This is a genomic window from Flavobacterium sp. 2 (assembly GCF_049949195.1).
Classification (GTDB): domain Bacteria; phylum Bacteroidota; class Bacteroidia; order Flavobacteriales; family Flavobacteriaceae; genus Flavobacterium.
Genome location: NZ_CP188206.1, coordinates 5,163,107 through 5,177,106, shown reverse-complemented (window position 1 = coordinate 5,177,106; position 14,000 = coordinate 5,163,107). Strand labels below are relative to the sequence as shown.

The following is a 14,000-nucleotide window of genomic DNA, read 5'->3' as shown; positions in this document are numbered from 1 at the left end:
ATGATTAGAATTTGACATTAAGCGTTAAACCATAATTTCTTGTCAAAGGCATAGAAGCTCTTTCAAGACCTTGAGCATTACTATTAGAATAGTTAGACTCTGGATCGATATTTGGCACTTTGTCATAAATTGTCCATAAGTTATGCGCAGAAAATGCTAAACTGATAGATTGAAATGGAGTTTTTTGCAAATATGTTTTTGGGAAATTGTAAGCAAAAGAGATCGCTCTAAGCTTAACAAAATCAGCATCGTAAACAAAATTTGATGTTACATCACTATAACTTCTCCAGTAATCGTAAGCTGAAACTGTTGTGTTTACAGCATTTCCGTTAACGTCTTTTCCTGATACTGCAATTCCTCCTTCACGACCTGGAAGTGTGATTTCTGACAATCCGTAACGAGTTCCTAACTGATTTGTAGCAGAATAGATTTCGCCTCCAAATTTCGCATCAACAAAAACTGAAAGTGTAAAGTTTTTATAAGAGAAATCATTTGTAAGTCCCATTGAAGTTGGTGCAACACCTTGACCAGCAATGATTAGATTTCCTCTCATGAATTTTCCATTTGTATCAAGAACAATGTTCCCACTTGCATCTCTTAAATAATCATACGCTTTGATTACTCCGAAAGGCTGTCCTTTTTCTAAAACTACAGAAGCTCTAGAATCTCTGTTTCCTTCCAATGATTTTGTTGTAATTTTATCCGAAAGATTAACTACTTCACTGTCATTGTAAGCAAAATTATAACCAACATTCCAAGAGAAACTTGGTGTTTTTACTGCTTTTAAGTTCACAGCAAACTCCACCCCTTTATTCAGGATTTCACCAACGTTGATTTTTGTTGTTCTGTAACCAGAAGCCTGAGAAATATCAGCATCAGCAATATCGTTTGTTGTTCTTTTTTGATAGAAAGTCAAATCTGTACTTAATCTGTTATTGAAGAAAGTATTTTCGAAACCAAATTCGATTGTACTAACATTATAAGGTTTAAGGAATTTGTTTGGAACTGTTTCTCCGTTAACACCTAAAATTGGTTGTCCTTGAGAATCTGTTTGCCCGTCTGGCGCAGTATAAGTCAATGACAAAGCATAAGCGTCTGGCAAAGCTCCTCCTACGTTACCCCAACCTGCTCTGAATTTACCGTAAGACATCCATTCTGGCAAATCAATAACTTCAGAATAAATGAAACTTGAACTTACAGAAGGATAAAAAGTACTGTTGTTTGATGGATCTAAAGTAGAAAACCAATCTTCACGACCTGTTAAACTTACGTATAAGAAATCTTTGTATCCAATATCAGCAGAATAGAAAAGTGAGTTTACTTCGCTTTCAGAAAATAATTTTTCTGTTTTATCTGGCTGTGTATTTCCATAGAAATATTTGAACGGAACAATAAAATTATTTCCTTTCATTTTGATTCCACTATATCTGTTGTGTTGACGGTTTGCTCCAACAAAAGCATCTAATGAAAGATTTTTTACAATATCACCTTTGTATCCTAAATAACCAGAAGCATTGTATTCTGTACGACCTTCTACTCTGTTTTCGTAAGATCCACCAGGATTATAGTTTATTCCAGTAGGCTCGATTTCAGTATATTCATAATTAATATCGTCAATACCAATAACACCTTTAGCATAAATTTTTTCTGTAATGTTGTAATTCACTTTTGCAGAACCAATGAAACGTTTTCTAAGGTCATCATTTAAAGGCTCCTGAGTAGCAAAATATGGATTTGTATGATACGTGTTTGCACCAAAATAATCTGCTTCACCACCGTTAGCATCATAAGCATCACTAATCCATCTGATATCTGTCCCCGGAGTCATAAAAGTGGTTGGGAAAGATGGATTTCTAGGCGAATCATTCAAATAAGGTCGGTTATGACTTTTCTCTGTAATATATTGCGCATTAGACTCAATGCTTATTTTTTTGTTTGGAGCCGAATTCAAGCTTAATGCCACGTTATTTCTTGCGAAATTTGTTCCAGGCATAATTGACTCATCTTTAGTATTTCCGAAAGATAATCTGAAATTCGTTGTTTCATTTCCTCCAGAAACTGCTAACGTATTGCTGAAAGAATATCCATTTCTGTAGAAATTTTCAACATTGTTTTTTCCATATGCTTGGTAAGGTCTTGTTTTTCCGTCAAGCGAAAGAGAAGGCGTTCCGTCATATTTATCTCCCCATGCAAAATAGTAAGAATCTCTAAGTTCCTGCAAATCGCTGAATCTTGTAGCAACACCGTTTACAGGCGCTCCAGCTCCGTATTGATCTTGCCAATGCAAAAGACTTGCTGGTGTATTGAAAGTAGAATTTGTACTGAAATCTACTCCTAAACCAGTTCCGTTTTTACCTTTTTTTGTCGTAATCAAGATAACACCATTTGATCCTCTGTAACCGTAAAGAGCAGAAGCGGCACTACCTTTTAATACTGACATCGAAGCAATATCTTCCGGATTGAATGACGACATTCCGTCTCCTTTATCCGCTCCACCCCACATGTTAGCATTTCCTTGTTGACTGTTATCGATCGGAATACCATCTACAACATACAACGGCTGGTTTAATCCAGAAGCGGAAGTTGCTCCACGAATAACCACACGGCTTGAACCAGAAGGTCCTGTAACCGGCGCAGAAACGTTAACTCCGGCAATTTTTCCCTGAAGGGCATTTCCTAAGTTAATTTCTTTATTCTTTGTAAGGTCTTCTCCTTTCAGTTCTCCAACTGCGTAACCTAAAGCTTTCTTTTGTTTTTTAACTCCAAATGAAGTTACTACTACATCTTTTAATTCTTGTGCATTTTCGATTAATACAACCGAAACTCTGTTTTCGTTTTCCTGAAGTACTATTGATTTTGATACAAAACCGATAGAAGATACATTAAGTGTAACTTTACCTTCCGGAACATTCATTTTAAATCTCCCCTCAGCATCAGTAACTCCGCTAAATGGTTTTCCTTGAACCTCAATGGATGCAGCAACAATTCCCTTGTTCTCTGCATCAGCAACTATGCCTGTTATTAATCGATTTTGCGCAACAGCTCCCAAGCTGCTTAACAATACCATTCCTAACACTGCTAAAATTCGTTTCATAAGCATTTTTTTTGGTTATTTGTTTTGATTTTTGTTTGTTTTAACGTGATTGTTTTTTAATAATTAGTAATAAATTCGAACTCAATTGTAATAGGCACTTAAAGATCTCCACCTTTAAATACTATGCTTTATAATTTTTTGCTACTCTCCAAAAAATCAATATTTTATATCGAAAAAGACAAATTCTAAATCAGATCTATTTTTCTAAAATTTTACTAAAACGATTTAGTAAAATAGGTAAAAAAAAACGAAAACGTTTTCTTTCTTTTTATTTAATATCATCCTAAAAATTAAACCGATTCTCTAATAATCAAATTTCCTTTTTTCAGACTTTTTTCAACTTTAAATGTTTCCATATCCGTCATCTGGCTCATTAACAATTGTATTGATTTAATTGCAATATCTTCAATTGGTTGTGCAACAACAGTAATTGTAGGCGTATGCAATTTAAAACTGTCATGATCATCAAAACAAATTACTGAAATATCTTCAGGAATACTGACCCCTATTTTTCTAAAAGCCTGAAGACCCGCAAGTCCCATATAATTTGCTAAAAATAAAACAGCATCAATATCTGGATTTTTTTCAAAAAAATTCACAATTGCTGTAATTCTACCTTCTTCATTACTGTGGTAATCAATATGTAGAACAAGCGCTTCATTATAATTTCCATTTTCTTTTAAAGCATCTCTGTATCCATCCTCCCTTAGTTTCATCTGAACCATTTCAGAGGTACTATTGACAACGGCAATATTTTTACAGCCTTTGTTAATCAAGAATTTTGTTGCCGAGTTTGATGCTTCATAATTATCTACAACCACATGACTCACTCGCTGTCCTGGAAAATATCTATCAATTAATACAACCGGTTTTTTCAGTTTTAAAAGCAAATCAATTTTCTCTTCCAAATTTTTAGTCGGCGTAATAATAAAACCATCAACATTTGCTTGTAAAAGACTATGTATCAATTCTTCAGAACGTTCATCGTCATCACCTGTACTACAATAGAAAACCCTGTAATCGATATTTTTTGCTTCATCTTCAATTACTCGTGCCAAATCAGCAAAAAACTGATTCGAAATGTCTTCTACTATAAGTCCAATTGATCTTGTTTTTCCAGTTCTTAAACTGGTTGCAATCATACTAGGTCTATAATTCAGACTTTCAGCAACATCTTGAACTTTTTTAATAACCGCTGCACTAATGCCCATTTTCTCCCCCTTGCCATTAATAACAAAAGATACTGTAGATATAGAAACTTCAGCTTCTGTAGCAATATCTTTTATAGTTATTTTTTTCATTGAAGAAGTTAATTTTTTATTAAGCGGTTATTAATTATTTCACAAATATATATTAAAAATGATTACTAAAACGATTTTGTAAATATTTTTTTGAACGAATCATTTTTTTAGAGTTAATATAGCATATATTCCTCAGTATTTACAAGGATTATATGCTATATTAATTTTTTCTACCGAAAATCAAATGCTGTTTTTTTATGAGATAAATACTTCTAAAATTGAAGCTGTTCCCTTTACGGTAAAGGTTTTTACTGCTGCCGGAATCAAAATTGTATCTCCTTTTATATAAGAATAAGTTTCACCTTCAATTTCAATTTTAAAACCACCTTCTGTACACATATAAACGGTAAAAGTCTCCCCCGTTTTGCTAAAATCAACTTCTCCGTCAAGCGGAATAATATTGGTGGTAAAATAAGGACAATCGACAATAACATTTGATTTATTTTCGACTTTCTCGTAATTTTTATATGTATAAACTTTATTGTAATTAATAGCGTCTAATGCCAAATCTACATGCAATTCACGTTTGTTTCCTTCAGCATCTGTTCTGTCAAAATCGTATAAACGATAGGTTATATCTGAGGTTTGCTGGATTTCCGCCACAACCAAACCTGCCCCTATCGCGTGAACTGTTCCTGTTTCTAGAAAGAAAACATCGCCTGCTTTGGCTTTTACATCATCTAAAATCGAAACCAATGTTTTGTTATTTAGATTTTCCAGATATTCTTCTTTGCTTGAATCTTCTTTAAAACCAACAATAATTCGGGCATCTGTATCAGCTTGCATTACGTACCACATTTCTGTTTTTCCAAATGAATTATGGCGCTCTTTAGCCAATTTATCATTAGGATGCACTTGAATTGAAAGATCTTCTCTGGCATCTAAATACTTAAAAAGCAGCGGAAATTGTTTTCCAAATCGAGCGTAAACTGCAGTTCCTAAAATTTCATTTGGAGCATCTTCAATTAATTCTGTTAAAGATTTTCCTTTTAAATCACCGTCTTTTACAATACTTACATCGCCTTCAACTGTTGATAATTCCCAACTCTCACCTGTAATAGGAGAAATAATTGGTTTATTAAGAAGCGTTTTTAATTTTTCTCCGCCCCAAATTCTTTCTTTCAGAATTGGTTCAAACTGTAATGGATAATTTATTGTATTCATTTTTATATTTTTTAAATTAATATCTAGTTTGCTATTTGCTATAAATTTCACTACTTATTTTAAAATTGCGCAAAAAAAACGCAGATGACGCGGATTTCCTTTCGGAAAGACGCTGATAAAACGGATTTATTTTAATCTAAGAAAGAAAAATAAGTGTTCATCCGTGTCTTCGCGATAGCGAATCCGTATCATCCGCGTATCATTTCAAATTTTATTATTTCACATTTTATTTTATCGAAATTGCCACTCCCCCGCTCGAAGCCAATTTTTGTTTCAATTTACTTTTATTATTTACGGTTATTTTTCGAATGTTATACGACTGCGGATTTGTTTTATAATCAGCTGTCTTGCCATCTTCATAAATAGTGGCTGTAAATGATTTTCCTGCTGGAAGAAAACTAAAATCGATCAAAGCTGTACGTGAATTTTCATCTGTAATACCTCCCACAAACCATTCTTGTTTTCCTTTTGTTTTTCTTGCAATAGTTATAAAATCTCCAGGTTCTGCTTCCAGAATATAGGTTTCATCCCAATCTAAAGCAACGTCTTTAATAAACTGAAAAGCATCTTTAAATCGGATATAATTTTCAGGCAAATCGGCTGCCATTTGCAACGGACTGTACATTGTTACATACAATGCCAATTGTTTCGCAAGTGTTGTACTCAATTTATTTTTCTTAGATCCGTAAACTGATAAATCGCCTTGAAAAATTCCCGGCGTATAATCCATGGGCCCACCCATTAATCTTGTAAATGGCAAAATTGTAGTGTGATCAGGATGAATTCCTTCCATCGATTCAAATTCAGTACCACGTGCCGATTCTTGAGCAAACCAGTTTGGATAGGTTCTGTGCAAACCCGTTGGACGAACCGCTTCATGTGAATCTACCATAATTTTATGTTTTGCTGCTTCAGTTGCTACATAAGTATAATGATTCACCATTTGCTGTCCATCATGATGTTCGCCTCTCGGAATAATTGGACCAACATATCCTGTTTTTACAGCATTATAATTATTGGCAGTCATAAAATTCAAAGCAGCATTTAATTGTCTTTCATATTCTGAAGCAGAAGATGTCGTTTCATGATGCATAATGATTTTTACCTTTTTTTGCTTTGCATATTCGCTTAGTTCTTTTACATCAAAATCTGGATAGGCTTTTGTAAAACTGTAAATATGTTCTTTTTTAAAAGCTGTATTATCCTCCCAGCCTTCGTTCCATCCTTCAACCAAAACAGCATCAAAACCATTTGAAGAAGCAAAATCAATATATTCTTTAACATGTTTCGTATTTGCTCCGTGCGTATTATTTGGTTTTAATTTAGAAAAATCAGTCTTGCCAATTACGACATCCTGATTATCAGAATAGGCCCAAGTCGATCCGCCTCCTGTAAAATATTCCCACCAAACACCAATATATTTTACGGGTTTAATCCACGAAACATCTTCATATTTACAAGGCTCATTAAGATTTAATATCATTTTTGAAGCCAATATATTGCGGGCATCGTCACTGACTACAATTGTTCTCCAAGGTGTAAAACTTCCGGTCTGGATATATCCTTTATTGCCCACTGCATCGGGAACAAGATGTGAACTCAATGAAAAAGTTTTATCGTTTACATTCAGGCACATTGCCGGATAATTTTTTAAAGCTGCTTCGTGAATATTAATATAAAGTCCCTCATTCGTCTTCATCATCAGCGGTGTCTGTGTAGCTAAATTTTTAATCGTACTCTGTGCGGCTAACGGTACATGCACAGCATCATAAACTAAAGCCTGCATTTCAGATATTTTTGAAGTCGTATAACTGTATTCGTTTGTGTCATAATCGCCCGGAATCCAGAAAAGTTTATGATCTCCAGTTAGATTAAATTCGGTTGTTTCTTCCTGAATTATAAAATGTCGCAAATTTTCCTGAACAGGAAATTCATAACGAAAACCTAATCCGTCATTAAACAAACGAAAACATACTATCAGCTTTCTTTTGCTTTTTTCCTGCTCTAACGAAACTTTCATTTCATTATAATTGTTTTTGATTTCTTTTTGTTCTCCCAGAACGGGTTGCCAAACACTATTTTCCGACTGAAATTGAGTATCAGTAATCTTAAAATCTTTATTTAGCAAAATATCTGATTTCAGAATAAATCCCATTTTACTTTTCTTCAACACTTCTTTTTCCTTAAAATTCAAAGAATAAACAGGACTTCCAGCTGAATCTAAATGAAATTCCAGCCTCAAATTTCCATCAGGTGATTTTAATTCTTGTGCATTTGTAAATAGGTGTAAAACAAAAATAAACAGACAACTAAATAATATCTTCTTCATGTAAAGTATAATAAAAATATTCCTAAATCGATTTAGTAAAAGTAATAAAATTTATAAAACTCAAATACTTTATTTCAAAAAAAAGATTTTGGATTAAAAAACGCTGCTGATTTTTTATTCTCAACAGCGTTTTTAGTTTTTATTTCTTGTCAATTTTATAGAGTCGGCCTTGATCCGTTACCGCATAAAGCGCACCATCATTTCCTTGTGTAATATCTCTGAAACGTTGACCTTCTGAAGCCAATAATCGCTCTTCTCCAACAACTTTGTTATTTTCAATTGCAAGTCTAACAATGTGCATACCGCTTAAAGCTCCTATAAATAAATTGTTTTCCCATTCTGGAACACGATTGCCTGTATAAAATGTCATTCCGCTTGGAGAAACAACAGGATCCCAATAATAAACAGGCTGCTCCATTCCGCTTTGTTGCTGGATTCCGGCTCCTACTTTTTCACCGCTGTATTCAATTCCGTATGTGATCGTTGGCCACCCAAAATTTGCGCCAGCTTTTAATCTATTAATTTCGTCACCGCCTCGAGGCCCATGTTCGCTTTCCCAAATTTCTCCTGTGACTGGATGAAGCGCCAATCCCTGTGGATTTCTATGTCCGATACTATATAATTCCGGTAAAGCTCCGGTTCCGGTAAAAACAGGATTTCCAGAAGCAGCCTGACCTTCTTTCGTTAATCGTACAACTTTTCCAAGGCCAGAAGAAACAGATTGTGCCAAAGGACGAGTTTCTAAAACGGAACGTTCACCCGTACTCACAACAAGATTTCCTGTTTTATCAAAAAGAATTCTTCCTCCATAATGAAGATTACTTGGATTTGCAGGTTTTGCACGATAAATTACCGTTACTCCTTCAATTGTTTTTTCATCAGTAGAGAGTTTTCCTTTGGCTACAGCCGTATTATTGCCACCTGTGGTCGATTCAGAATAAACCCAATAAATCATTTTATTTGATGCAAAATCAGGATCAAGACATAAACCTAGCAAACCTCCTTGGCCCGAAGCATTAACGGCAGGAAGTCCGGTAATTGGACTGCTAACAACACCTGCGGTTGTTACAAGGCGCATTTGTCCTGCTTTTTCCGTAATTAAAAGTCGGCCGTCAGGAAGCATTTTTACGCCCCACGGACTTGCCAATGCACTTGTTACCACAACGCCTTCGTAGCTGGTATTGGTTTTAATTCCGCCAATTCTCGTTTGTCCAGCAAATGCAGGCGTATAAGCACTATTAGGAGCATTTGTTTCTACTGGATCTGTAGCAGTTCCCGGATCTACAGGATTATCTTTATCATTAGAACAACTAGAGCAGCTTAACGACATAAAAAATATTAGAGAAAGCGCAAGTGAGCAGGTTATCTTTTTCATCTTATTTGATTATTTAAAATTAAAAAACAGTTTTGGGTAATGTTATCCAAATTTCTAAAATAAGAATCGGTTTGCTTTACATAATTTCTATCAGAAATTGCAGAATTATATTCTATAACGTTGAAAATATGTATTGTATTTTAAAAGATAGAATTAAAATCATATTTAAAAGTAACGCTTTTATTTCCTAAATTAGTTTTAAAAATTAAAAGCTATGAAGAAACTAACCAAAGAAGATATCAGTCAGGAAGTATTCGATTTATACGATGATTATGCTCACAATAAAATTGACCGCCGAATATTTATTGAGAAACTATCCATTTTTGCAGTTGGAACACTGACACTTCCGTCGCTTTTAAGTTTTATGACACCCAATTATGTTGACAGCATTTTAATTCAGCCTACAGATCCAAGATTAAAAACCGGTTATATCAATTATGATTCTCCAAAAGGAGGCGGAAGCATAAAAGGGCTTTTATCACAGCCAACAGAAACTAAAAAGAAACTACCTGGAATAATTGTCGTTCATGAAAATCGAGGCTTAAATCCTTATATAGAAGATGTTGGACGAAGAGCTGCAATTGAAGGTTTCATTACGCTGGCACCTGACGCATTATCACCTTTAGGTGGTTATCCAGGCAATGACGATGCCGGAAGAGAATTGCAAAAGAAACGTACTCGCGAAGAAATGCTGGAGGATTTTATTGCTGCGTATGAATATTTAAAATCGCATAAGGATTGCAATGGTTATATTGGCGTTGTAGGATTTTGTTTTGGTGGCTGGATTGCCAATATGATGGCGGTAAAAATACCAACTTTATCGGCCGCGGTGCCGTATTATGGCGGACAACCAACTGCCGAAGAAGCAGAAAAAGTCAAAACCCCATTAATGTTACATTATGCAGGTCTTGATACACGCGTAAATGAAGGCTGGCCGGCTTTTGAAGCAATTCTCAACAAAAATAAAGTAGAACATACTGCTTACTTTTATGAAGGTGTAAATCATGGATTTCACAACAATACAACGCCAAGATATGATGAAAAAGCAGCGACATTATCATGGACAAGAACGATTGACTTTTTTAAATTGAAACTGAAAAAAAAGTAAATTGTTAATACCTAAATATTCTGAATTTCAACTTTAAAATATTGTAAATTTGGACTACCTTTTTAATCAATTTTTAATCAAAAAAGCTAGTCCAGATGTTACGCCCTTGGCAATTTGAAATTCAATTAGACAAAAAATCAGATAAAGCACTTTATCTGCAAATTGCTGATGCGATTATAAGAACCGTACAATCTGGAAACTTAACTGCTGGCAACGCTCTTCCTGGAAGTCGGAAACTTGCTGAATTACTGAACGTAAATCGAAATACCGTTGTCGAAGCTTTGGATGTTTTGATTGCCGAAGGCTGGCTTATTGCAATAGACAGAAAAGGTACTTTTATTGCAGAAATGCAAACCAGTATCATCTCACCAAAACTTGAAAAAAAAGCGGAAATAAACAAAGAGGAATTAAAACCTCACCTTGTTTTTGACGACGGACTACCAGATAGTCGTCTAGCTCCCATGAATGATTTGGCGCGTGCTTACAGAGAAATATTCAACAGAAAATCACGCTGGCAAATAATGGGTTACAGCAATGAACTTGGTGACATTGAATTTCGGAAAGCAATTGTTCAAATGCTGAATTTTAAAAGAGGACTCAACATTTCATCCGATCAAATTTGTATAACACGAGGCAGTCAAATGGCAATGTATCTGGCTTCGCATTGTCTTTTTTCAAAAGGAGATTTTGTTATGGTCGAAAATCCGGGCTACAAACCTGCTTGGGAAACTTTTGAAAATGCAGGCGCCACTTTACTCCCTCTAAATGTCGAAAATGACGGTCTTGCAATTGATGAAGTAGAAAACTATCTGAAAAAATACAAGACAATAAAAGCAATTTACGTAACGCCTCATCACCAGTTTCCTACTACTGTTACCATGAGTCTGAAAAAAAGATTAAAGCTTGTCGAATTATCTAACAAATACGGTTTTACAATCATAGAAGATGATTATGATAATGAATTTCATTTTGGACAACGCCCTATTCTGCCTATTTCAAGTTACAGTAACGTTCAAAATTTCATTTATATTGGTACACTGAGCAAAATTGTCGCGCCAGCACTGCGCATTGGTTATTTGGCTACTTCTGTTGCAAACATCGAAAAAGTGGTAAAACACCGAAAAATAATTGATGTTCAAGGCGATAATATAATGGAAGAAGCTGTTTTAAATCTCATTAATGAAGGTCAGATAAAACGACATCTTAAAAAAGCAAACCTCATATATAAATCTAAAAGAGATCACTTTGAAAAACTTTGCCAGCAATATCTTGAAGATAAAATTATCTATATAAAACCGGAAGGTGGACTGGCTTTTTGGATTGTTCCAAAATCAGAAATTGATCTACAGGCCGTTTGTGAAAATTTACTGAGCAAAGGAATTAAAATAATGAGTCCCGAAAAATTCAGTTTTAAAAGTCCTGTTTCCGGTTTAAGGCTTGGTTACGCCTCACTTACTGAAAAACAAATGGAAGAAGGCGTTATCGCGCTTTCAAAACTTTTATAAATAATAGCATAAAGACTGAAATCCCCAAATTTTCAGTCTTTATACCTTTAAAATTAGTTAATTGCAGTTTTTCATTTCAATAATAGAAAAACCATTTTCTCTAATCTGATTTTCAATTTCAATTGGAGCTTTATCAATATGGCAAAAATTACATTCTTTTGAAGTTAAAGGTTGTCCTTCCTGCGCAACTGATTTAAGATAGGTTCTTCCAAACTCAAAAACCTGATTCGCATCATCTGTATTTTCATCAACCAAAATATCAAAATGCATAATTTTACCATCTTTTCGGGTTACATAAGTATCCCATACTGCTACTTTCATAATTGTATATTTTAAACTATTTTTATAATACTTTTTAGTACTGCAAATTTATTACGGCTTTCAATTTTGCAACTCATCCAGTTTTTTGAATTATATGAGATTACTGGTCCAGCTCAAAATCACATCTAAAACTGGACTATTTCAAATAATCAAAACTGGATCTTATTCACCATCCAGATAAGCGTAATTTTGTATTATGAAAGAGGATATTATTTTTAATTTGAAACAGGTTCACAACCGTATCGAAAATGCCTGCAAACTTTCCGGCAGAAATTCGGCGGATGTGAAACTTTTATTGGCGACCAAAACCGTTTCGGCAGAAAAAATCAAGATTGCGATTGAAGCTGGCGAAACTCTGATTGGCGAAAACAAAATGCAGGAACTTCGCGATAAAGATTCTGATTTAAAAAATCTCAATATTGAACGTCATTTTATTGGACATTTACAAACCAATAAAATCAAAGATGTTTTAAAATATTCCACTTGTATTCAATCCATTGACCGCCTCAATCTCGCTGAAGAATTGCACAAACAATTGCAAAAGGAAGGCAGAAATCTTGATATTTATGTTCAGGTCAATACTTCTTTTGAAGAAAGCAAATTTGGTCTTCCTCCATCTGAAGTGATTCCTTTTATAACCAAAATAAAACAGTTTGATACATTAAATATAAAAGGTTTAATGACCATTGGTTTATTAGATGTTGAAAAAGAAAAAATGAGACCATCCCTCCGATTATTGAGAGAAATAAGAGATGAAATTTATGCTGCCGAAATTCATGGAATCAAGGATTTAAAACTTTCAATGGGAATGTCTCAGGATTTAGAATTGGCAATAGCCGAAGGTTCAAATTTGGTCAGAATTGGAACTTCTATCTTTGGAAATCGGTTTTTAGGCAAAGAAATTTGGAACGAAAATATTCCAGAATAAACTTTAATTTTGCACCAAATAAAATTCAAATGAATCTGTACGAGCTTACCGTAAACGATACCGAAAAAATTGCGATTCAGGATTTGTTTTTCAGTCCTGAAAATAAAATCGTTTTAGAACAGACTATAAAAGAGCATCGTTATATCAATGAGCTGAAAAAATACAATCTTCAGGTTGACAATAAAATTTTGCTTCACGGACATTCTGGTTGTGGCAAAACTACTACTGCAAAAGCCATTGCAACCGCTTTGAACAAAGAAATTATTATTGTAAATCTCAGTACGATTATAAATGCAAGAATTGGTGAAACGTCTAAAAATGTAAAAGCCCTTTTTGATAAAGCGGCTCGCGAAAACGCCGTTTTGTTTTTAGATGAATTTGACCAAATTGCCAAAAGTCGTGAAAACGATGACAAAGATGTTGCCGAAATGAAACGTCTTGTCAATACTATTATTCAGTTAATAGATTATTTTCCAGCAAATTGCCTGCTTATTTGTGCTACAAATTTTTATAATAGTATTGATACTGCCTTATCGCGACGCTTTCAAATTAAACTGAATTTTGAAATGCCAAATGAAAGTCAATTAGACCTTTACTATGATAAAATCCTGAACCCATTCCCTATTCATTTTCAAGATATTAAAAGAAAATATCATATTTCATATGCCGAAGTGAAAGATTACGTGAACACCACAATTAAAGGATTGATTATAGCCGAATTAGAAGTTTTGCAGAAACAATTCTAAACTTTTCTGTTTTACAGAAATTATATCACAATTTAACCCAAAAAATTGAATTAAAATCAAGTCTTTTTTAATCCTTTTGTAGTACTTTTAAGCGCTAATTAAAATTTTGTAATTTCTTATAAATCCCAA

At 34.1% G+C, this 14,000-nt stretch carries 10 protein-coding genes; 4 read left to right on the top strand and 6 right to left on the bottom strand.

Annotation, left to right across the window (positions count from 1 at the left end; all coding sequences use genetic code 11):
- Positions 1-4: 4 nt before the first annotated feature.
- From ACNFIH_RS22250 to ACNFIH_RS22230, 5 genes are all read right to left on the bottom strand, one after another.
- A complete protein-coding gene (locus tag ACNFIH_RS22250; protein WP_426484853.1) occupies positions 5-3,094 on the bottom strand; it encodes a SusC/RagA family TonB-linked outer membrane protein in 3,090 nt (1,029 codons plus the stop codon).
- A gap of 290 nt (positions 3,095-3,384) precedes the next feature.
- Positions 3,385-4,395, bottom strand: a complete 1,011-nt coding sequence (locus tag ACNFIH_RS22245) for a LacI family DNA-binding transcriptional regulator (RefSeq protein WP_035651293.1) — start codon at positions 4,393-4,395, stop codon at positions 3,385-3,387.
- A 195-nt stretch (positions 4,396-4,590) separates the two neighbouring features.
- Positions 4,591-5,559: a type I phosphomannose isomerase catalytic subunit gene (locus ACNFIH_RS22240; protein WP_426484852.1), complete on the bottom strand. Its 969-nt coding sequence runs from the start codon at positions 5,557-5,559 to the stop codon at positions 4,591-4,593.
- Positions 5,560-5,785: 226 nt separating this feature from the next.
- Positions 5,786-7,888 carry a glycoside hydrolase family 97 protein gene (locus ACNFIH_RS22235; protein ID WP_426484851.1) on the bottom strand — a complete coding sequence of 701 codons (2,103 nt, stop codon included), beginning with the start codon at positions 7,886-7,888 and terminating at the stop codon, positions 5,786-5,788.
- A gap of 139 nt (positions 7,889-8,027) precedes the next feature.
- Positions 8,028-9,263 (bottom strand): PQQ-dependent sugar dehydrogenase, encoded by a 1,236-nt coding sequence (locus ACNFIH_RS22230; protein ID WP_426484850.1) that lies wholly within the window; start codon positions 9,261-9,263, stop codon positions 8,028-8,030.
- Positions 9,264-9,477: 214 nt separating this feature from the next.
- Between ACNFIH_RS22230 and ACNFIH_RS22225 the strand changes: the two genes are divergently transcribed.
- Positions 9,478-10,371 (top strand): dienelactone hydrolase family protein, encoded by an 894-nt coding sequence (locus ACNFIH_RS22225; RefSeq protein ID WP_426484849.1) that lies wholly within the window; start codon positions 9,478-9,480, stop codon positions 10,369-10,371.
- A gap of 95 nt (positions 10,372-10,466) precedes the next feature.
- Positions 10,467-11,876 (top strand): PLP-dependent aminotransferase family protein, encoded by a 1,410-nt coding sequence (locus ACNFIH_RS22220; RefSeq protein ID WP_426484848.1) that lies wholly within the window; start codon positions 10,467-10,469, stop codon positions 11,874-11,876.
- Positions 11,877-11,933: 57 nt separating this feature from the next.
- On the opposite strand, the gene ACNFIH_RS22215 is transcribed toward ACNFIH_RS22220, so the two are convergent.
- Positions 11,934-12,197 (bottom strand): DUF2024 family protein, encoded by a 264-nt coding sequence (locus ACNFIH_RS22215; protein ID WP_426484847.1) that lies wholly within the window; start codon positions 12,195-12,197, stop codon positions 11,934-11,936.
- Positions 12,198-12,393: 196 nt separating this feature from the next.
- On the opposite strand from ACNFIH_RS22215, the gene ACNFIH_RS22210 reads away from it, so the two are divergent.
- Complete coding sequence (locus tag ACNFIH_RS22210) at positions 12,394-13,125, top strand: YggS family pyridoxal phosphate-dependent enzyme (protein WP_426484846.1); 732 nt, start codon at positions 12,394-12,396, stop codon at positions 13,123-13,125.
- Positions 13,126-13,154: 29 nt separating this feature from the next.
- Positions 13,155-13,871 carry an AAA family ATPase gene (locus ACNFIH_RS22205; protein ID WP_426484845.1) on the top strand — a complete coding sequence of 239 codons (717 nt, stop codon included), beginning with the start codon at positions 13,155-13,157 and terminating at the stop codon, positions 13,869-13,871.
- The last annotated feature ends 129 nt before the right edge of the window (positions 13,872-14,000 follow it).

Bases quoted from the DNA above. Each gene is read 5' to 3' on its own strand.
- ACNFIH_RS22225 (WP_426484849.1), top strand. From the start codon at position 9,478: ATGAAGAAACTAACCAAAGAAGATATCAGTCAGGAAGTATTCGATTTA.
- ACNFIH_RS22205 (WP_426484845.1), top strand. From the start codon at position 13,155: ATGAATCTGTACGAGCTTACCGTAAACGATACCGAAAAAATTGCGATT.
- ACNFIH_RS22235 (WP_426484851.1), bottom strand. From the start codon at position 7,888: ATGAAGAAGATATTATTTAGTTGTCTGTTTATTTTTGTTTTACACCTA.
- ACNFIH_RS22230 (WP_426484850.1), bottom strand. From the start codon at position 9,263: ATGAAAAAGATAACCTGCTCACTTGCGCTTTCTCTAATATTTTTTATG.
- ACNFIH_RS22220 (WP_426484848.1), top strand. From the start codon at position 10,467: ATGTTACGCCCTTGGCAATTTGAAATTCAATTAGACAAAAAATCAGAT.
- ACNFIH_RS22210 (WP_426484846.1), top strand. From the start codon at position 12,394: ATGAAAGAGGATATTATTTTTAATTTGAAACAGGTTCACAACCGTATC.
- ACNFIH_RS22250 (WP_426484853.1), bottom strand. From the start codon at position 3,094: ATGAAACGAATTTTAGCAGTGTTAGGAATGGTATTGTTAAGCAGCTTG.
- ACNFIH_RS22240 (WP_426484852.1), bottom strand. From the start codon at position 5,559: ATGAATACAATAAATTATCCATTACAGTTTGAACCAATTCTGAAAGAA.
- ACNFIH_RS22245 (WP_035651293.1), bottom strand. From the start codon at position 4,395: ATGAAAAAAATAACTATAAAAGATATTGCTACAGAAGCTGAAGTTTCT.
- ACNFIH_RS22215 (WP_426484847.1), bottom strand. From the start codon at position 12,197: ATGAAAGTAGCAGTATGGGATACTTATGTAACCCGAAAAGATGGTAAA.